The 19,459-nt window shown below is 62.3% G+C and carries 21 protein-coding genes; 8 read left to right on the plus strand and 13 right to left on the minus strand.

Annotated features, from left to right (window positions below):
- Positions 1-70 precede the first annotated feature (70 nt).
- The 4 genes from ASG03_RS12825 to ASG03_RS21480 all read left to right on the plus strand — a co-directional run bounded on the left by ASG03_RS12825 (position 71) and on the right by ASG03_RS21480 (position 3,175).
- Positions 71-997: a carbohydrate ABC transporter permease gene (locus tag ASG03_RS12825; RefSeq protein WP_062693824.1), complete on the plus strand. Its 927-nt coding sequence runs from the start codon at positions 71-73 to the stop codon at positions 995-997.
- Positions 998-999: 2 nt separating this feature from the next.
- The gene (locus ASG03_RS12830) at positions 1,000-1,824 is read left to right on the plus strand and encodes a carbohydrate ABC transporter permease (RefSeq protein ID WP_062472828.1); all 825 of its coding nucleotides are present in this window, start codon (positions 1,000-1,002) and stop codon (positions 1,822-1,824) included.
- Positions 1,825-1,827: 3 nt separating this feature from the next.
- Positions 1,828-2,931, plus strand: coding sequence for an ABC transporter ATP-binding protein (locus tag ASG03_RS12835; RefSeq protein ID WP_062693825.1), 1,104 nt, complete (start codon positions 1,828-1,830; stop codon positions 2,929-2,931).
- A gap of 88 nt (positions 2,932-3,019) precedes the next feature.
- Positions 3,020-3,175 (plus strand): hypothetical protein, encoded by a 156-nt coding sequence (locus ASG03_RS21480; RefSeq protein ID WP_156381823.1) that lies wholly within the window; start codon positions 3,020-3,022, stop codon positions 3,173-3,175.
- Positions 3,176-3,448: 273 nt separating this feature from the next.
- Here the strand turns inward: ASG03_RS21480 and ASG03_RS21805 are convergent, their stop codons facing one another.
- Complete coding sequence (locus tag ASG03_RS21805; protein ID WP_156379891.1) at positions 3,449-3,616, minus strand: Thivi_2564 family membrane protein; 168 nt, start codon at positions 3,614-3,616, stop codon at positions 3,449-3,451.
- A gap of 141 nt (positions 3,617-3,757) precedes the next feature.
- Complete coding sequence (locus ASG03_RS12840) at positions 3,758-3,964, minus strand: hypothetical protein (protein ID WP_062472824.1); 207 nt, start codon at positions 3,962-3,964, stop codon at positions 3,758-3,760.
- Positions 3,965-4,160: 196 nt separating this feature from the next.
- Here ASG03_RS12840 and ASG03_RS12845 point away from each other — a divergent pair, with 196 nt between their 5' ends.
- Complete coding sequence (locus tag ASG03_RS12845; protein ID WP_443216611.1) at positions 4,161-5,051, plus strand: 3'-5' exonuclease; 891 nt, start codon at positions 4,161-4,163, stop codon at positions 5,049-5,051.
- Between the two features lie 363 nt (positions 5,052-5,414).
- On the opposite strand, the gene ASG03_RS12850 is transcribed toward ASG03_RS12845, so the two are convergent.
- The 7 genes from ASG03_RS12850 to ASG03_RS12880 all read right to left on the minus strand — a co-directional run bounded on the left by ASG03_RS12850 (position 5,415) and on the right by ASG03_RS12880 (position 12,080).
- The gene (locus tag ASG03_RS12850; protein ID WP_062472822.1) at positions 5,415-6,695 is read right to left on the minus strand and encodes a TRAP transporter large permease; all 1,281 of its coding nucleotides are present in this window, start codon (positions 6,693-6,695) and stop codon (positions 5,415-5,417) included.
- Positions 6,695-7,216 (minus strand): TRAP transporter small permease, encoded by a 522-nt coding sequence (locus tag ASG03_RS12855; RefSeq protein WP_062693826.1) that lies wholly within the window; start codon positions 7,214-7,216, stop codon positions 6,695-6,697. Before ASG03_RS12855 ends, ASG03_RS12850 begins: the two co-directional genes overlap by 1 nt.
- Before the next feature lie 86 nt (positions 7,217-7,302).
- On the minus strand, positions 7,303-8,277 hold the full coding sequence (locus ASG03_RS12860) for a TRAP transporter substrate-binding protein (RefSeq protein WP_062472817.1): 975 nt from the start codon (positions 8,275-8,277) through the stop codon (positions 7,303-7,305).
- 61 nt (positions 8,278-8,338) lie between these two features.
- On the minus strand, positions 8,339-9,220 hold the full coding sequence (locus ASG03_RS12865; protein WP_062693827.1) for an amidohydrolase family protein: 882 nt from the start codon (positions 9,218-9,220) through the stop codon (positions 8,339-8,341).
- On the minus strand, positions 9,220-10,368 hold the full coding sequence (locus tag ASG03_RS12870; protein ID WP_062693828.1) for a mandelate racemase/muconate lactonizing enzyme family protein: 1,149 nt from the start codon (positions 10,366-10,368) through the stop codon (positions 9,220-9,222). Before ASG03_RS12870 ends, ASG03_RS12865 begins: the two co-directional genes overlap by 1 nt.
- Position 10,369: 1 nt before the next feature.
- Positions 10,370-11,275: a 5-dehydro-4-deoxyglucarate dehydratase gene (gene kdgD / locus ASG03_RS12875; RefSeq protein WP_062472811.1), complete on the minus strand. Its 906-nt coding sequence runs from the start codon at positions 11,273-11,275 to the stop codon at positions 10,370-10,372.
- 70 nt (positions 11,276-11,345) lie between these two features.
- Entirely contained in the window at positions 11,346-12,080 is a 735-nt protein-coding gene (locus tag ASG03_RS12880; RefSeq protein WP_062693829.1) for a FadR/GntR family transcriptional regulator, read from the minus strand.
- Between the two features lie 125 nt (positions 12,081-12,205).
- Between ASG03_RS12880 and ASG03_RS12885 the strand changes: the two genes are divergently transcribed.
- From ASG03_RS12885 to ASG03_RS12895, 3 genes are all read left to right on the plus strand, one after another.
- Positions 12,206-13,009 (plus strand): NAD-dependent epimerase/dehydratase family protein, encoded by an 804-nt coding sequence (locus ASG03_RS12885; protein WP_062472807.1) that lies wholly within the window; start codon positions 12,206-12,208, stop codon positions 13,007-13,009.
- A 76-nt stretch (positions 13,010-13,085) separates the two neighbouring features.
- Entirely contained in the window at positions 13,086-13,811 is a 726-nt protein-coding gene (locus ASG03_RS12890; protein ID WP_062693830.1) for a hypothetical protein, read from the plus strand.
- Between the two features lie 282 nt (positions 13,812-14,093).
- Positions 14,094-16,319, plus strand: coding sequence for a PAS domain S-box protein (locus tag ASG03_RS12895; RefSeq protein ID WP_062693831.1), 2,226 nt, complete (start codon positions 14,094-14,096; stop codon positions 16,317-16,319).
- Positions 16,320-16,405: 86 nt separating this feature from the next.
- Here the strand turns inward: ASG03_RS12895 and ASG03_RS12900 are convergent, their stop codons facing one another.
- The 4 genes from ASG03_RS12900 to ASG03_RS12915 form a co-directional block, all read right to left on the minus strand.
- Complete coding sequence (locus ASG03_RS12900) at positions 16,406-16,885, minus strand: response regulator (protein WP_062472801.1); 480 nt, start codon at positions 16,883-16,885, stop codon at positions 16,406-16,408.
- A complete protein-coding gene (locus ASG03_RS12905; RefSeq protein WP_062472798.1) occupies positions 16,882-17,988 on the minus strand; it encodes a PAS domain-containing protein in 1,107 nt (368 codons plus the stop codon). The genes ASG03_RS12900 and ASG03_RS12905 overlap by 4 nt, the downstream gene beginning before the upstream one ends.
- A gap of 114 nt (positions 17,989-18,102) precedes the next feature.
- Positions 18,103-18,387, minus strand: a complete 285-nt coding sequence (locus tag ASG03_RS12910) for a WGR domain-containing protein (RefSeq protein WP_062693832.1) — start codon at positions 18,385-18,387, stop codon at positions 18,103-18,105.
- 96 nt (positions 18,388-18,483) lie between these two features.
- Positions 18,484-19,392 carry a GntR family transcriptional regulator gene (locus tag ASG03_RS12915; protein WP_062693833.1) on the minus strand — a complete coding sequence of 303 codons (909 nt, stop codon included), beginning with the start codon at positions 19,390-19,392 and terminating at the stop codon, positions 18,484-18,486.
- Between the last annotated feature and the right edge of the window lie 67 nt (positions 19,393-19,459).

Here is a 19,459-nt window from a genome sequence, read left to right on the forward strand (position 1 = left end):
GTGCGCCGTCTCTTTGCGCGCGCCGGGCACGCATCCTCATGCCAGTGCCGGACCTTCAGGTGACGACCCCATGACCCCTACCGCCACGGGCAGCCGCCCGCGCAAGCCTTTCGCACGCCGGATCGCCCATACCGTCGAGCCATGGCTCTACACGGCGCCCGTGCTCGTGCTCATCATCGCCGTGATGCTGGTGCCGCTCGTGCTCGGCCTGTCCTATGCGTTTCGCGATATCCAGTTGCTCAACCCGTTTTCGGGCGGCTTCGTCGGTCTCGATCATTTTCGTGAACTGTCGCAGGATACGGCCTTCTACCGCGCGCTGCGCAATACGCTCTGGTGGACCGGCGCTTCTGTCTTTCTCCAGTTCTTCTTCGGACTCATTCTGGCCTTGCTGCTCGACAAGCCCTTTGCCGGGCGCGGCCTGGCACAGGCGCTGGTGTTTCTCCCATGGGCCGTTCCGACGTTTCTTGCCGGGCTGAACTGGGCCTGGATGTTCAATCCTGTCATCGGTCCGCTTCCGCACTGGATGGTGTCGCTGGGCATCCTCTCTGCGCCGAACAACATTCTCGCCGATCCGCAGCTTGCGATGTGGGGGCCAATCATCGCCAATGTCTGGTGGGGCATTCCCTTTTTCGCGATCACGCTTCTGGCAGCCCTGCAGGCAATCCCGCGCGACCTCTACGAGGCGGCCGCGATCGACGGCGCCAATCCGCTGCAGCGCTTCACGTCGATCACGCTGCCCTTCCTTGCCCCCACCATTGCCATCACCGTTCTCCTGCGCACGGTGTGGATCGCCAATTTCGCCGATCTCATCATCGTCATGACCAATGGCGGGCCGGCCGACCGCACCCAGATCGTTGCAAGCTACATCTTCACCCAGGCCTTCAAGCGGCTCGATTTCGGCTATGCTTCCGCGATCGCGCTCGTGCTCCTCGTGCTGCTCTTGGCCTATTCCATGGTGATCGTGGTCATTCGCCAGCGCCTGATCGAGAAGGATTGACCATGGGCATTCTCCTCACCATCGCGCACCGTCTGGCCATTCTCGTCTACGTCGCTTTCGCTCTCTTCCCGCTCTACTGGCTGTTGAAGGTTTCGGTCACGCCGAACGACCTGCTCTACAGCGAAGGCGTGCGGATGTGGCCGTCGCACGCGACACTCGAACATTACCGGTATGTCATCGAGAACAGCGCGTTCCCGATCTTCTTTCGCAACAGTCTGATCGTTGCCGGCTCGACCGCGCTGGCTGTCACGTTGATTTCATCGCTGTCCGGTTACGCGCTGTCCCGCTTCGTGTTTCGCGGAAAATACGCCGTCGTCGCCCTGATGCTGATCACGCAGATGTTTCCGCTGGTGATGCTCGTCGCGCCGATCTTCAAGATGCTGTCGCCGCTCGGCCTGACCAACAGCCTGACCGGGCTCATCATCGTCTACACCGCTTTCAACGTTCCCTTCGCCACGTTCCTCATGCAGTCCTTCTTCGATGGAATTCCGAGGGATCTCGAAGATGCGGCGATGATCGACGGAGCGAGCCGGTTCACCGCCTTTCGCCAGATCATCCTGCCTCTGACGCTGCCCGGTATCGCAGCCACCCTCGGCTTCGTGTTCACCGCCGCCTGGAGCGAGCTGCTTTTCGCGCTCATGCTGATCTCGGGCAACGACAGCGCAACCTTCCCGGTCGGGCTTCTCACCTTCGTGTCGAAATTCTCTGTCGATTTCGGGCAGATGATGGCGGCAGGCGTCATGGCGCTCGTGCCGGCCTGCCTCTTCTTCCTCCTGATCCAGCGGTATCTCGTGCAGGGCCTGACGGCCGGCGCGGTGAAAGGATAATCCATGGCTTCCATCGAAATGCGCGACATCGTCAAGTCCTACGGAGACCATCCGGTGCTTCATGGCGTCGATCTGTCGATTGCAGACGGCGAATTCATCGTCCTCGTCGGCCCGTCCGGCTGCGGGAAATCGACCCTCCTGCGGATGATCGCCGGGCTGGAATCGATCTCGTCGGGAACGATGTCGATCGGCGGCCGCGAGGTGAACGACCTGAAGCCGAAGGACCGGGACATCGCCATGGTGTTCCAGTCCTACGCCCTCTATCCGCACATGACCGTCGCGGACAACATGAGCTACAGCCTGCGCCTGCGCCGCAGCCCCAAGGAAAAGATCGCCGCCGCCGTTGCGGCCGCGTCGTCCAAGCTCGGGCTCGACCCCTACCTCGGCCGTCGTCCAAAGGCGCTTTCGGGAGGGCAGCGACAGCGGGTCGCCATGGGCCGCGCCATCGTCCGCCAGCCGAAGGCCTTCCTGTTCGACGAGCCGCTCTCAAACCTGGATGCGCGTCTGCGCGAACAGATGCGGGCGGAGATCAAGCGCATGCATGCAGAGTTCGGCGCGACCTCAGTCTACGTCACGCATGACCAGATCGAGGCGATGACGCTCGCGTCGCGCATCGTCGCGATGAATGCCGGCGAAGTGCAACAGATCGGCGCGCCGCTGGAACTGTATGATCGGCCGGCCAATCTCTTCGTTGCAGGCTTCATCGGGTCGCCGGGGATGAACATGCTGGAAGGCACTGTCATTTCCGAGACAGGGTCGAGTGCGGTCCGCCTGACGAACGGCACCACAATCTCGCTCGGCCAGCGTGTGGATCTGGCGGAGGGAACATCCGTCACGCTCGGCATCCGCCCCGAGCATGTGGCCATCCGACCCAACGGCGACGGCGCGGCGGCGACCGTCGAACTCGTGGAGCCGACCGGCCTCGGGATCATCCTGCATCTCAAAGTGCACGGGCTGCCGTTCAAGATCTTCAGCAGCGATCGGGCGCTGCTCGCGCCGGGCGCGGGCCTGACGGTCGGCTTTCCTCCGGAACGGCTCCATCTCTTCGGCCCGGATGACCGGCGTGTCCCTCTCGAGGAGCGGCCAGGTGACGCTCCGTTGTCCTGATGCATGAGGTCCTGCTGCCGCAAACTTCCGAGCATTCGTGGAACTCGGCAGTGCCGTGCTGGTTCGATGGGCTTCGATAGGAGACAGCATGGACCGAAAACACGACCGGCAGCAGATGGCCATTTACCTCATTGCGATCTTCGTCATCGCATGCACGATCATTGGCGGCGGGGCGACATGGTGGAATGCCAATCACAGTTCACCCGAGGCGCAGACGCAAGCGGCAAGCTCGACGAATTCCTAGGTCTCGACCATGCCACCGCCCGGTCGCGCTGTAGCCAGGTGAAGCCGATCCCGGACGGGATGGCATCGCGGCCCAGATAGCCAGCCCGTATTCTCGACAATCCGGAGAGCACAAACGAAAACAGGCCCGGCGGGACGCCGAGCCTGTTTGATCACGTCGATTATTGGTCGCCTAAATCGCTTTGCGTGATAAAAGATTCACGCAACGCGCTTTAAGGTCTTGTTTTGATGCATGTCGTTCCCGAAACCGCTGCACACGTTCAGGCGACATGCATTAGAAAACGGCGAGATACTTCAGCAGCGAGATGATGCCGATGATGATGATGATGATCTGGACGATCTGCTTGGCACGGCCGTCGATCGGCAGGCGTGCGACAAGATAGAGAACCAGAACAACGACGAGAAACGTGATCAGGATGCTGATCAATGCAGAACTTCCCATAACCCCAACTCCTTACATGACAGGCCTCCGGGAAATGCCTCCAGGACGCTGCAGAGTGAGATATGGCGGTTCCCTGTGAAGGGAAGGGCGTATCCGACTGAAATCGATGGAAAGTTGGCCCTTACCCCTCGTGCCTGTCGATCACGCACCGATCAGGCCGTCGAAAACCTCGAGCATGGCTTCCGAGATGGCCGTGCCAAGGGCCGAAGCTGTTGCCGCGAGAGCGTCTTCGTTCATGTCGCGCGCAGCGATCGCAAAGGCGGCGCCCTCGCTGGTCACGATTTCCTGCGCGCGCTGGATCGCCCAAAGCGCAAAATCGCTGCGGCTGCCGATTTCAGTGGTTTCCAAGGCTTCCTCCTGACGTGAGTCTGTCATCAGGTTATAATCATCTTCGCGAGTCCGGATAGACTCAATGAACGGAGCCGCCATCGCTGGCTCTGTCGGTCCGCAGATGAGGCATGACATGGCAGTGCAGTTCGACATGTTTGCGCAGGAAGCGCACGAGACGAGACGACCGACGCCGCGCCGCGCAAGATCAACCGGCATGCCCGTAGAAACGGTCAGCGAGGCCAACCTCGTCGACCTCCTGACGGAAACCGGACGCTACCGGATCCTTCGAAAGCTTGAGCCGCGCCCCGTCGCGAACGTCCTTCGGCCCGGCTTCCCCTTGCGCGGCGTCCTTCTCGACACGGAGACGACGGGCCTCGATCATCGACGCAACGAAATCATCGAGATCGGCGCGATCGCGTTCACCTATAACGAAAGTGGCGAGATCGGTGACGTCTCCGGCGTCTTCGGCGGTCTGCGGCAGCCAAGCATCGCGATACCTGCCGAGATCACGCGTCTCACCGGCATCACGGACGCGATGGTCGCCGGGCAGGAGATCGACATCGAGGCTCTGGAAGCCATGGTGGTGCCCGCCGACCTGATCATTGCCCACAATGCCGCTTTCGATCGTCCCTTCTGCGAGAGTTTTCACCCCGCCTTCGGCCGCAAGGCCTGGGCCTGTTCGAATGCGGAAATCGATTGGTCGGCCCGCGGCTACGAGGGCACCAAGCTCGGCTATCTCATTGGCCAGGCGGGGTACTTCCACGAAGGCCACCGGGCCGTCGACGACTGCTTTGCGCTTCTGGAAGTTCTCGATCGGCGGGTCGACGGCGTGTCCACGGCCTTTTCGGAACTTCATGCGGCGAGCCGGGCCAGCCGTGTGCGGATTTACGCCGAGCACAGTCCCTTCGATATGAAGGACCATTTGAAGGCGCGGGGCTACCGCTGGGCCGATGGCAGCGACGGCCGGCCGAAATCTTGGTGGATCGAAATCGCGGAGGAGGGCGTCGAGGACGAACTGCAGTTTCTCCGGAGCGAGATCTATCGTTATCCGGAGGCAGATCCACCGATGCGCCGGCTGACAGCCTTCGACCGATTTCGGGCATGATACCGGGGTGACGCAGGCCTGCTTCCATCGCATGGCTGCACTGCAAAGACGGATCTGGAAGCCGCTGCGGAGATCCCTATATTCCCCTTTAACGAAGCGATGCACCTCCTCCCGCAGAGCTTCGTTCTCAAGACGGTCCCTTCCTCCTCCCGGGGACGTCTGCTCGAACATCGGCACTCCTCCTCCCAGCCCATGTTCGATCTGTTTGGAAAAGCCTGCTGCACCTCCTCCCGCAGCAGGCTTTTTCCGTTTTGGGCTTCCTGCATTTGCTGGAGCGGCGCGCTGACCTGCGCTTGGTCACAATGAAAAACGCCCCGCATCGATGCGATGCAGGGCGTGTATCGGGCCATCTTCCGGGATTGTTTATCGGAACACGGCGGGCAGCCAGAGCGAGAGCGCGGGAATGTAGGTGACCAGGAGCAGGACCGCGACACTTGCGCCGAAGAACGGCCAGATGGTTTTCATCGCCTCGCGGATCGAGATGCCACCCACGGCACAACCGACGAAGAGGACGGTTCCCACCGGCGGCGTATTGAGCCCGATCCCGGCATTGAGGATCATCACCACGCCGAAATGCACGGGGTCGACGCCGAAGGCCTTGACGACGGGCAGGAGAACCGGGGTCGCGATGATCACCATCGGCGCCATGTCCATGAAAGTGCCGAGCAGAAGCAGAATGACGTTGATGACCAGGAGCACGATGATCGGATTGTCGGATATCGCGCTGATCGCCCCGATCATCAGGGTCTGCACCTGAAGAAACGCCATCAGCCAGCCGAAGGACGCGGCGGTCCCGATGACGAGCAGCACCATGGACGTGGTGCGTGCCGCGCCGAGCACGGCCTCGATGAAGCCGCTCCAGTTCAGCTCGCGGTAGACCAGCGTGGCAACGAGGAACGCATAGAGCACCGCGATGCAGGAGCTTTCCGTCGCCGTGAAGACGCCCGAGCGCACGCCGCCGAAGATGATGCCGATCAGGAGCAGTCCAGGGAAAGACGCGAGCAAATAGTAGCCGAGACGCCGGAAACCCGGAAACGGCTCGGACGGATAGCCGCGGCGACGGGCGACGATGTAGGCGGTGATCATCAGAGCACCCGCGAGCAGCATGCCCGGGATGATGCCGGCGGTGAAGAGATCGGCGACCGAGACGTTGCCGCCCGCAGCGATCGAATAGAGGATCATATTGTGGGACGGCGGGATCATCAGGGCGATGATGGCCGCGTTGACGGTGACGTTCACGGCGTAGCCGCGGTCGTAGCCGCGCGCCGCCATCTGCGGGATCATCAGGCCGCCGACCGCCGAGGCATCGGCAACGGCCGAACCGGAGATGCCGCCGAACAGGGTCGAGGCCACGATGTTGACCTGCCCGAGCCCGCCCTTGAGGTGACCGACAAGGCCTGCGGCAAAGCGGATCAGCCGGTTGGCAATGCCGCCGCGTACCATGAGATCGCCCGCGAAGATGAAGAACGGAATCGCCATCATGGCAAAGACGTTCATGCCGGAATTCATCTGCTGGAAGACGACGATGGGCGGAAGCCCCATGTAGAGAACCGTGGCGACCGATGCGATGCCGAGGCAGAAGGCGATCGGCATGCCGATGAACATCAGAACGACGAAGGTTCCGAAAAGAATGCTGTAGGCCATTACGCGACCTCCGTCAGCACGACGACATCCGTGACTTCCTGACCGAGCGAGACGTCGATGAAGCGCTCCGCCGCGAACAGGGCAATCAACGCACCGCCTGCGATCATGGGAAAGAAATCGACGCCGCCCGGCCAGCCGAGCACGGGGATACGAGCACTCCAGGTGCCCATGGCCAGCAGTGTCGCATAATACACCATGGCGATCCCGAAGAGCGTGATGAGGCCGAGGCTGACCTGATCCATGATCTTCTGGATGGTGGGAGACACCATGTGGTGCACGAGATCGAGCCCGAGATGCACGCTCTCGCGCACGCCAACCGCAGCACCCAGGAGGATGAACCACGACATGAGATGCAGCGACAGCGGCTCCGACCAGCTCGGCGTGTCGTTGAGGACATAGCGTCCGAATACCTGCCAGCCGATGATCAGCGTCATCACGATGATGCCAAAGCCGGCGAGATAGAGCGCAAGTCGATTGAGCATGGCCAGACCGGGCCGCACGGACGACATGAAATGCCGCATGACAGAATCCTCCCAAAGAGCCGGTGGCATGCCCGCGCCGGCAAAGAAAAGACAGGCCCCGGAGAGGGGCCTGTCGAGAGCAGATGTTATTGAACGGCCTGGACGCGCTCGAGCAGGTCCTTCATCGCGGGGTCGGTGACGAAGCGGTCGTAGACGGGCTTCATCGCATCCGCGAAGGGCTTCTTGTCGACCTTGATGATGTTGTTACCGGCCGCACGGACCTTTTCCTCGGATGCCTTCTCGCGGGCGGTCCAGAGTTCCCGCATCTTGCCGACCGAGTCCTTGGCGGCCTGGCGCAGCAGAGTCTGGTCCTCGGGCGTCAGCTTGTCCCAGGAGATCTTGGACATGACCAGAATCTCGGGATTGAGCGAGTGTTCGGTCAGCGTGTAGTTCTTGGCGACTTCGTAGTGGCGCGCGGACTCGTAGGACGGCCAGTTGTTCTCGGCGCCATCCACGACACCGGTTTCCAGCGACGAGTAGACCTCGCCCATCGGCATCGGCGTCGGGTTTGCGCCGAAGGCCTGCATCATCGCGATCCAGAGGTCGGACTGCTGGACGCGGATCTTCATGCCCTTGAGATCGTCCAGTTTCTCGATCGGCTTCTTGGTCGTGTAGAAGGAGCGCGCGCCGGAATCGTAGAAGGCCAGCCCGACGAGACCATGCGGCTCGAAGGCCTTGAGCACTTCATCGCCGATCGGCCCATCGACCGTGTGGTGCATGTGCTCGGTCGAGCGGAAGAGGAAGGGCAGGCCAAGCACCGTGGTTTCCGGTACGAGGTTGTTGAAGGGTGCCGCGTTGACGCGGTTCAGGTCGATGACGCCAAATCGGGTCTGTTCGATCGTATCCTTCTCGTTGCCGAGAACGGCATTGTTAGACACCTCGATCTTGATGCGGCCGTTGGACCGCTCCGAAACCAGCTGGCCCATGTATTTGACCGCTTCGACGGTCGGATAGCCATCCGGATGAATGTCCGCCGAGCGCAGGGTGATTTCCTGCGCCTGTGCGGTCGAGGCGGCGAGGGCGATGCCCAGCGCCATGATCAGTTTGCCTGCGAAGTTCATGTGTTCCTCCACTTTTCAAAAACCATCGTCCGGCGCTCCACCGTCGAACGTGCGATACATCTTACGATCGGCTGTCCTGCCAGGCGGGAAGGCCGAAGAGTTCCTCGGGATTGTCCACCAGCGCCTGGCGCACCGCAGCCTCGTCGCCGATCCAGCCGAGAACCGTGTCGGTCAGGGCGACATCGTCCGGATAGGCATCCTGCGTCTTGGCCAGATTGTGCGGCCAGTTGCTGCCCCAGACGATGCGTTCCGGCGCATGGGCGGCCAGAACCTTCGAGAAGGCCGCAACATCCGCATAATCCGGACCGCCGGTGCGCGACGACTCGTAAGCGCCGGCAAATTTGAACCAGCACCGGCCGCCATCCATCAGCTGTCGCAACGCCGTGATCTCCGGGCCGTCCGGTGTGGCGCCGGCAAAAAACTTGCCGTGATGATCGAACACCCAGCGCGCCTTCAGAGCCTTCAGGCGGGGGACATGATCGAGGATGCGGTTTCCGTCGAACTGGACCGCCAGCATCCAGCCGCGGCTTGCCGCCATGGCATCGACCGCTTCAAGAGCGTCGAGCCCGACGGCGCCGCCCGGAAGATCCATAATGCGGACACCCACGACCCCCGCGGCTGAAAGCCGGTCGAGTTCACGCTCGCTGGTCGTCGCGTCGATGACGGCGACGCCGCGGGCGACATTGCCCATCTTAGTGAGGCAGGCGATGAGATTTTCATTGTCGCGCTGATGGGCGTTGCCCTGCGTGATGATGACTCGGTCAATGCCGAGCCAGGCCATGAAGGCGCGGTACTGATCGGCATCGGGAAGACTGCCGGCCGGAAGGTCCGGCCCGCCCGGCTGCGCAGGATATCCCGGAAGGTACATATGCATCTGGCTGTCGACGGCGCCGGACGGAAAGACGGTCTTCGGCGCAGGGCCTGAAAGGGGTCTGACGAGCATTACGGATTCTCCCCGGCGTCCGGCATGCGGTATTCCCTGAGCGCGTCGCGATTGACGTCGATGCCAAGGCCGGGGCCGTCCGGAATGGCGACGACACCGTCCACATGATCGATCGGCGTCTTGACCACTGCCTGGCGGAACGGATTTTCCGTGCGGTCGAATTCCAGAATGGGTTCGATCGGATTGACCCGAACCGGGCTCGGCACCATCGCCGCCATGAACTGGAGGGCGGCAGCGATATGCACGGCGGTGCCCCAGACATGCGGCACCACGCGGACGCCGTGCAGCGCCGCCAGATCGGCGATCCGGCGGGCTTCGGTAAAGCCACCGGTGCCGGCGAGATCGGGCTGAAGGATATCGACCGCGCGCGTCTCGATCGGTTCGCGCATGCCCCAGCGACTGTGCCAGGTTTCCCCGCCTGCAACCGGGATCGGCTGGCGATGGCGCACCTCGCGGTAGGCCGCCAGCTGCTCGGGCACGACAGGCTCCTCGAACCAGTCGATGTCCAGTTCGGCGGCAGCATTGCCGAAGCGAACGGCATCGAGCGCGTCATAGCCGTGATTGGCGTCGACCATGATCCGGAAGTCCGGCCCGACCGCGTCGCGCACCGCCCGTACGATCGCAAGATCGTCGGCCACGCCGAAGCCGATCTTGATCTTGCTCGCGTGAAAGCCTTCACGCTGGTAACGCGTGATGTCGGCGACATTGTCGTCGAGACGGTTCACGCCGTCGCGCTTGAAGCTGCCGGTTGCGTAAGCACGGACATTGTCCCGGAAACGACCTCCGAGCAGGGTCGAGACCGGTACGCCGAAATGCTTGCCCTTGATGTCCCAGAGCGCGATGTCGATCCCCGACAGGGCGGTGATGGCCAGACCACGCTGTCCCTGATCGCGAAGCGCATTGTAGAGCACGGCCCAGATCTTTTCGGTCTCCAGCGGGTCGGCGCCGATGAGCCACTGCGTGTAGGCCTTGACCACGGCGGCATTCGGCCGGGCAGGGCCCAAGCACTCGCCCCAACCGACGAGGCCGTTGTCGCAGACCACCTCGACCAGAATATGGGCCCGCCGGTCGAACCGCATGGACGCGCTTTCGAACGGCGTCGGCAGCCAATATTCCAACAGGTGCGTATGGACGGCCGCGATCTTCACCTCAACGCCTCCAGGGGTCGATGAGCCGGTCAAGAATACCCTCTTCCTCGGCCGTCAGGTCGGACAAGGGAGGCCGGACCGCACCGGCATCAAAGCCCTGCAGCCGGACGCCGGCCTTGACGGCGGCAACGGCATAGCCCTTCCGCCGGCTGCGCAGCGCCATGAACGGGTAGAAGAAATCCTTCAGGATCGTCTCGCAACGCGCCCGATCGCCGCCGCGAAGGGCGTCATAGAATTCGACCGCAAGCTTCGGAACGAAGTTGAAGACCGCAGACGAGTAGGTCGTGAAACCCGCTGCGAGATAGGCCTCTGCAAACAGCTCCGCCGTCGGCATGCCGCCGAGATAGGTCAGCCGGTCGCCCATGGTCGCCGAAATCTGGCGAATGAGGCCGATATCCCCGGTTCCATCCTTGAAGCCGATCAGATTGGGGCAGGCGTCGCACAGGCGCTGCAGCGTCTCGACCTGAATGACCGAGTTGTCGCGATTGTAGACCATGACGCCGATGCCGACCGACTGGCAGACGCGACGCACATGCTCGAATATGCCGTCCTGCGGCGCGTCGATCAGGTAGTGCGGCAGGAGCAGGATGCCGTCGGCACCTGCCTTCTCTGCGCCGCGGGCGATCTCGATCGCGATCTCCGTGCCATAGCCGCAGCCGGAGACGATCGCCGTCTTGCCAGCCGCTTCCTTGGCGGCGCGGATGATGTCGGGAATTTCACGCGGAGCGAGCGAGAAGAATTCGCCCGTGCCGCCTGCGGCAAACAGCACCGGCGCCGGAAACCCGGCCAGCCATTCGACATGCCGGCGATAGCTTTCCGCCTGGAAAACACCGTTCCCGTCGAAATGGGTTACGGGAAATGACAACAGGCCGGCGCCAAGGGCGCGTTTGACGTCTTGCGGGTTCATCGGGGTATCCTCTTTGCCTCCTCCGGCACCCCGAGATCTACAAGTTCGTCAGACGGGTGTCAATAACCTGTCATACAGGTTTTCGGCTCTCGCGCAGGAGCGAACGGTACCGGGTCTGGCTTCCGCGCAGATGGCGCCGCATGGCATCGCGCGCCGCATCCTCGTCGCCGTTGGAAATGGCAAACACGATGGCGCGATGCTCCTCGTCGATCAGCTTCAGGTACGCGGTCTGGTCGGTTTCCTCCTCGCCGGTGCGAAGGGCTGCGCGCGGAATGACGCTGGCGCCGATCATCGACAGGAAGTCGCGGAAGCGGGGATTGTTGGTCGCCTCGGCGATCGCGAGATGAAGCGCAAAATCGGCTTCCGAGCTGGAGGTCCCGGCTTCCAGGCAGGCGCGAACGGCATAGTGCCGCTCGAGAATCACCTCTTCCTGCAAAGGAGAGCGCCGAAGTGCCGCCAGGCCGGCCGATTCGACCTCGACCGCCGTTCGCAGCTCGAGGACCTCGATCATCGAAGAGACCCGTGCCGGGTCGATATTCTGCAGGGACAATGCCGCAGGAACCATGGCCTGGGGCGGATCGAGCACAAACACGCCCGCGCCCTGCCGCGTGTCCACGAGCCGGTCTGCCCGCAGGCTTGCGATGGCCTCGCGCACCACGGTCCGGCTGACGCCGTGCGATTTTCCCAGCTGCGCCTCGCTCGGAAGTTTCGTGCCGGGCGGAAATCGACCATCCACGATGGCGGTGCGCAGGCTCTCTCCGAGTCTCGCCGTCAAGGTGCTGCCCGTGGCGCCGGTCTTGTTCATTCTCTCCGTCCCCGCCTGAGTTGCGACTGCAGTATACGTGCATCCGGCGGCACTGATATAGCCGATCTGTTGACGCGATTCCAGCAGCCTGTATGATAACTTTGACAACAGAGGAGGAATTGCCCTTGAAACGACTGCTGGTAACCGGTGCTGCAGGTGGGCTGGGTCGTGCGATGCGCGAGCGACTGGGCAAATTGGCGGATGTCGTCAGGCTGTCCGACATCGCCGATCTCGGCGATGCTGCGCCGAACGAGGAATTGATGCCCTGCGACCTCGGCGACGCCGAGGCGGTCATGGCACTGGTCGAGGGGTGCGACGGCATCCTGCACCTTGGCGGCATCTCCGTGGAGGATACGTTCTCGAAGATCCTCAACGCGAACATTGCCGGGCTCTACAATCTCTATGAAGCCGCCCAGGCCCATGGACAGCCGAGAATTCTCTTTGCGAGCTCCAATCACACGATCGGTTTCTACCGTCAGGACGAGCACATCGACACCCGATCGCCAATGCGACCCGACGGCCTTTACGGCGTCTCCAAATGCTTCGGTGAGGCCTTAGCGCGCATGTATTACGAGAAGTTCGGGCAGGAGACGGCACTGGTCCGCATCGGCAGCTGCTTCGAGAAGCCGCGGAACCACCGGATGCTGGCAACGTGGATGTCGTTCGATGATTTCGAGTCGCTGATCGGCAGGGTCTTCCATGCACCTTTGCTGGGCTGCCCGATCATCTGGGGCGTTTCGAACAATGATTGCTCCTGGTGGGACAACAGCGCAGCCGCCTATCTCGGCTGGCGCCCCAAGGACAATGCCGAACAGTTCCGGGCGGAACTCGACGCGCAACTTCCTGCCCTTGCGAAAGGCGATCCCGCCGCACTGTTCCAGGGCGGACCGTTCGTCGCGGAGCCGATCCACAGGGATCGCAAGGCGTGACCCGGCCCGCGATCACGTTTCGGATGCCACCAAGCCGCCGGTCCGGGCGATGATAGACAGAGAGAGCGGAGCGCAGATGAGCAGGGATTTGGCCAACATGCTGGTCGAGGCTATTCGTCAGGACAGTCTGGTCGACGGCGATACCGTGCCGCAACCGGATCTTGCCGACGCCTACGCCGTCCAGTCGATGGTGCTGGAGCAGCTCGGCATCGCGCCGAAGGGCTGCAAGCTCTCGTTGCGTGGCGACAGCGTGCTGAGCGCCCCGCTCCTCTCGGTCACGGAGCATGCGCACTTTCCCTATCAACCGGGCCTGAAGCTGGAAGTCGAGATCGCCCTCGTCCTCGGTCGCGATGTTCCTGTTCGGGCGCAGAGCTATCATCGGCAGGATATCCGCGATGCCATCGCCGAGGTCCGTCTCGGCGTCGAGTTCGTCCGAAGCCGCTACCTCGGCGGCCCCCAGAACCGGACGGGTCTGCTTGTCGCGGATCTCATGAGCAATGCCGGTTATCGTCTTGGACCTCCCCTCGACGTCGATGTACTCACGGAGGGAAGGCAGGCAGACCCCCTCCGTGTGACCGAGGGTACCCAACCTCTGTTCGATGCACTCGCCCGGCATCCGGATATCGATCCGCTGGCCGCCCTCGTCGTCTATGCCAATGAAGCTGACCGTCCGGCAGACAGCTTGCGTCAGGGCAGTGTGGTCACGACGGGTTCGCTCTGCGGCGGCCTTCCTCTTTCCGGCGCGGGGTCGGTGTCGATCCTTCTTGGGCAACATGCCTGGACACTGGAGATAACCGGATAGGGCGCGAGGGGCGGGTGTCCGTCAGCCACGCAAAACCCGCTCTGACACCGTTCTCGCCTACCGATTGTCGGCGCATGCAAACAGCGCCGACAGGGATCGTTCATCACACATCGACATTTTTGCCATTCTTCGTCGTCATCGCACGGTAACGGACGTGTTTCCTTCAGAACATGCTTGAAAAACCGGCATTCGGTCGTATGTCTCAGCCGAACATCGCAGCCGCTGGATTGTCCCTCTGGCGCGGGTCCGGAAAATCGACGGTACGATGTCGACAAGGTCAGGATGAACGCCGAAGAACTCGCCGCACAACGCATCACCGCAATCCGTCGCAGTGGCCTTCTCGACAAGGCTGGAAACGAACAATTCGGACATCTGACCGAGCACGTTCGCGCCGCGCTTGAGGTTCCCGTTTCGATCATTTCCATCGTGGATGAGAACCGACAGGTCTTTGCCGGCCATTGCGGGCTGCCGGAGCCATGGGCGTCCCTCGGTGAGACGCCGATCACGCATTCCTTCTGCCAGCATGTCGTCAGCACCAATGCCATCCTGACCGTCGAAGATGCGCGCCTGCATGACCTTGTCCGCGACAACAGGGCCATCGGCGATCTCGGCGTGGTCGCCTATCTCGGCGTTCCCATCTGTCTGCCGGACGGCCAGCTCATCGGGGCTCTCGCGGCCATCGACACGAAACCGCGGATCTGGGGGGAGCGGGACCGGAAGGCGTTGGAGACGCTTGCAAAAGTGGTCGAAAAGCAGATCGAGGTCGGTGTATCCGAGCTGATGTATCGCTCGCTGTTCCACGATATGCAAGAGGGCTACTACGTCGCAAGCGCGGTACGCGATGTCGAGGGCGACATCGTCGATATTCGTTTCGAGGACGTCAACCCGGCGTTCCAGCGCCTGACGGGAATGACGCCGGAAACCGTTCGGGGAGCCACCTTGTCGGAGGTAGCGCCAGGCGTTCTCAGCGACATGATGCCGGCCTACCGCAGTGTGTTCGAGCACGGCGAACCGATCGTCCATGTCAACAGAGCCACAGAAATCGGCGGGAAGTGGTTCGAAAACCGCATCCGCCGGATCGGCTCCGACCAGATCGCCTCCGTCTTTTCCGACGTGACCGCCCGCAAGCTGGCGGAAGAACGTCTCCAGAAGAGCGAATCGCACTGGCGCGGCCTCTTCGAGCAGCTCGAAGAGGGTTTCATCCTCGGCGAGCTTATTCGCAGCGCCGATGGCGAGGCTGTCGACTGGCGTTATGTCGAGGTCAACCGGGCCTGGGGCGACCTTGTCGGCATAGCGCCGTCCTCTGCCGTCGGGCGAACGGTCACGGAGGTGTTCAGCGGCGCCGAAGATGCGTGGATCCCGGCATTTGCAGAGGTCGTCAGGTCTGGCGAACCCCTCGTCTTCATCCGCCAAGTCGGCGAGACCGGCCGCTGGTACGAAGGTCATGCCCAGCCTCTCGACAAGGAGCGCTTCGTCGTGCTCTTCGTCGAGGTCACCGAACGCCTGAAACTCGAGGCCGAACTTCGCGATCAGCAGAGGCAGCTGTCCACGATCATCGACACCATGCCGGTCGGCGTGCTGCTCGCAGAGGCCCCGACAGGGCGCATCATCCTGCAGAACGAACGATCGCAGCAACTGCTCGGCCACGACGCCACCGCGGCCCAATCGGTGGAGGACTACGCCATCTTCGTCGCCACGCAACATGATGGCTCGCCCTTCGATCCGCAGCAGTACCCACTGGCGCGCATCATGTCCCGGGAATGCGACCGAGCCAAAGCCGAGGTGCTGTATCATCGGCCGGATGGCAGCAAGACCTGGATCTCCATCGTCGGCGAAGCCATCAAGGATCTGTCCGGATCGCTTTCGGGCGCCGTCGTGGTGGTGACGGACATTTCGGACCGCAAGATGGTCGAGGCCGAAAAGGAACTGATCAACCGGGAAATGGCGCACCGGCTGAAGAATATGTTGGCCATGGTGCAGGCGATCGCAACGCAGACGCTTCGCCCGGTGACAGAACAGGTGCACGTCCGCACCTTTGAAAAGCGGCTGCACGCGCTCAGCCGTGCGCATGATGTTCTGCTGCACGACAATCACGATTCCGCGCCGATCCAGGCGATCATGGCAACGACGCTGGAGAGCGTGGCGCCCGCAGACCGTTTCGACCTGCGCGGCCCCCGCACCATCGTGGGACCCAAGGGCGCCTTGTCGCTGGCTTTGCTGCTGCACGAGCTCGGCACGAACGCGGTCAAGTATGGTGCCTTGTCGAACGAAAACGGCCGCGTTGCCATCGACTGGTTCATCGAAGGCACGGGTGCCGAACGTTCGCTGCACCTGACATGGCAGGAAACCGGTGGACCGTTGGTCACGCCTCCGGAACGCAAAGGCTTCGGCTCAAAGCTGCTCCGCATGGGACTGGCCGGCTCCGGCGGGATCGATGTCGATTACGCGCCTTCGGGTCTGGTCGTGAAAATGCAGGCCCTGCTGTCGCAGCTGCAGCAGACGGAATAGGCGTTTTCGCACATTGTCTGCAACGACAATGACCGGGCCTCGCTCAGCGAAGCCCGGTGAGAAACGCGGCTGACCTTTATGAAGACCTATCCGTCCATCTGTGACCGTGCCGACCAGATCTCGCGCACGGACGGCGCCGCGACGAAGCTGGACGGCTGGCTGGAAGCGGGCGGCGGATCGGAGATACCTTCTCCGAGATAGTTCAGGGCGGACAGGAACCCGCTGCGCGAAAACGGTTTTGCGATCACGCCGTGGGCGCCGGAAAAGTCTTCCGGGATCTTCTTCGGATTTGCCGTCACGAACACGATCACCGCAGCCGGCCACCGATCCTGGATCAGCCGCGATACATCGAGACCGTTCGTTCCGCGCGCAAGCTGCATATCCACCAGCGCCAGATCCGGGGCGGACTCGGTCGCCATGGCCTCGACCTCGTAAAGCGATGCTGCTTCGCCGACGACATGGTGCCCGGCTTCTTCGACCATCATCTCCACATCCATGGCCAGAAGAGGTTCGTCCTCGACAATGAGGACCCGCAGGGCTTTGAAAGCCGTGGGGGAGGGGGTCATGATGTCTGCTCCATTTCCGGTATTCTCAAGGTGACGCGTGTTCCCGTCGGCAGACGGTCCCAGGCGACGGTCGTGCCGCTCTGCGGCGACAGGCGTTTGATCAAAGCGTGTCCGAGGCCCGTCGATGCGGGATCCATGATCAGGCCGACACCATCGTCCTCGATGGCCAGCGTTGCCGTCTCGCCGTCGCGCATGGCGACAATCGAGACCGACCCCGCCCGGTTCTCTCGCAGCCCGTGCTTGATGGCATTGGTCAGGACCTCGTTGAGGATGAGGCCGAGGGCTGACGCATGCTCGGACCGCACCTCAATCGGCTCGATATCGCATCGCAGCCGGATATTGCTGCGGCCGCTGGCGCCGATTACGTCGGAGGCGAGGTTGGCAGCGAAAGCCGCGACGTCAAACCGTGTCACGTCCTCCGCCTGGTAGAGGCGGCGATGAACCGTTGCCAGCGCATCAATCCGCTCCATCATGGTCTCGAGCTTCGCGCGTATGTCCGCATCGTCGATCGAACGGACCTGGAGGCGCAAAAGCGCGCCGATCATCGTCAGATTGTTCTTGACGCGGTGATCGACCTCATGGAGCAGCAAGGTTTTGGCTTCCAGAGCTTTTTCGAGATCGGCGGTGCGGCGCCTCACCTCGCTGTCAACAGCTGCCTTCTGCGCGGCAATCGTTTCCTGCGCCATGACGCGATCGGTAACGTCGAGCTGCGACGCAAAAAAGAACTGAACCTCTCCGCTCGCACCCCGAACCGGGCTCAGGAACAGCGCGTTCCAGAACGTCGAGCCATCCTTGCGGTAGTTCAGGAGATCGATGTGGATGCTTTCCTCCGCCTCGATGGCGGCGCGGATCTTCGACACGCTGGACGGGTCGGTGTCGGCACCCTGCAGGAAACGGCAGTTCCGACCGATAATGTCCTCACGGTCGTAGCCGGTCAGCTTCTGGAACGCCTCGTTGCAGAAGACGATCGGATTATCAGGTTGCGACGGGTCCGTGATGACCATCGCCATCCGGGTCGCACGCACGGCGGCGGCAAACGGATCACCCCGGCCATGCTCGTAATCGAGGATTTCCGTGAGATGCCAATCATCTTTCTGGCTCATGCATACTCCAGGCGCCGAAAAGAGGGCAGTTACAACGGCACCTCACAATGCCCTCATACCGCCATTTGTTCCGGCCATATGAGAATCTGCGAAATTGCCGTGTCCGGTTCTCGGTTACGCGAGAGAATACGCGCTGGCGATGCGACTGGATTGCTCGGATCTCGGGGCGTAGCCCCTTTTGCGCTTCCGGCGCGCGACGGCCAGGAACAGGGTGATGGCCTCGGCCTCGCTCTCGAAAAGGTGGATCTTTTCGCGTCCGGTGGTCCCGATCCGTCCCCAGCGGCGCACCAGCGATGGTTTGCCGAACAAAGACGGTTCGATCGACAAGGCATAGAACCGCGCCATGTTATCGGCAGGCTGGGTTCGCTCGATATAGAGATAGAAAGGCGGTTTGGTCATGCGGCCAGAATCGCCCGGCCCGCCTGCAGCGTCCAACCAAACTTATGAATCGATCAGGGCCGTCCGATTCACCGGCGTGATCGATGCCGTACGGGCTCAGCGCCGAGGCGTTTTCGTCCGCGCATTGATCGAACGGAGCAGATTGCCGCGGGCCGTTTTCAGATGCTGTCGGCACGCGCGGTCCATTGCCTTCAGGTCACGGCGGAGCAGCGCCTCGATATAGGCGAGATGTTCGGTCAGCGCCGTGAAGGTGCGCTGCTTCTCGTCTTCGGCATCCCATTGCGCATTGTAGTGAAACAGCATCGAGATGATGTCGTAGAAATCCTTGATGAAACGGTTGTCGGCCGTCTCGTGGACGGTGCGATGCAGACGCTCGTCGAGATCCGGGAAAAGGGCGTATCCCTTGTCGATCTCCATGAGCAGCGCCCGGTGCTCGGCTTCGATGGCGCGCATGCGCTGCCAGGGCAGGCTCTCGTCGGGAAGGTCGATGAAGCTGCGCGCGGCGCGCAACTCGAACATTTCGCGCACTTCGTAAATCTCGTGTGCAAAGGCGGGCGTCACGCCCTTGAAGAGCCAGGCGCTGTTTGGCCGCCGCTCGATAAGGCCGAAGTGCTGGAAATGCGGCAGATGCTCACGGATGATCGTCGTCGACGTCCCGAACTGTCGCGCAAGTTCGGCAGCCGTCAGGAGATGGCCGGGGCCGATATGTCCCTGCAGGATCCACTCGAGAAAGCGCCGCTCGACGGTGGCGCTGGTCGATACGGTCTGCGTATCGGGGAAGGCGTCGGCGGCTTCCGGAAAACGCGCCAGACGGCGTGCTCCACTGTCGCGCGTGAGGATAGCCGCGGCTTCCAGCCCTGCCATGACGGCCCGGATCGTGGTGCGGCTGACGGAGAGAGACTGCGAGATTTCGTTTTCGGACGGCATTTCATCGCCCAGCCCAAGGGTCCCGCAGATCGCGAGGCATCCGTTGTAACTCCGTTTGTAGACGGCATTTCCCTTCATTCCAGCCCGCTCCCGACACGTTCCCTGCTCAGCCACATTCTGTCTATTGTATAAAATAAACAAAATA

This window comes from Rhizobium sp. Leaf341, from assembly GCF_001424325.1.
Taxonomy (GTDB): domain Bacteria; phylum Pseudomonadota; class Alphaproteobacteria; order Rhizobiales; family Rhizobiaceae; genus Ferranicluibacter.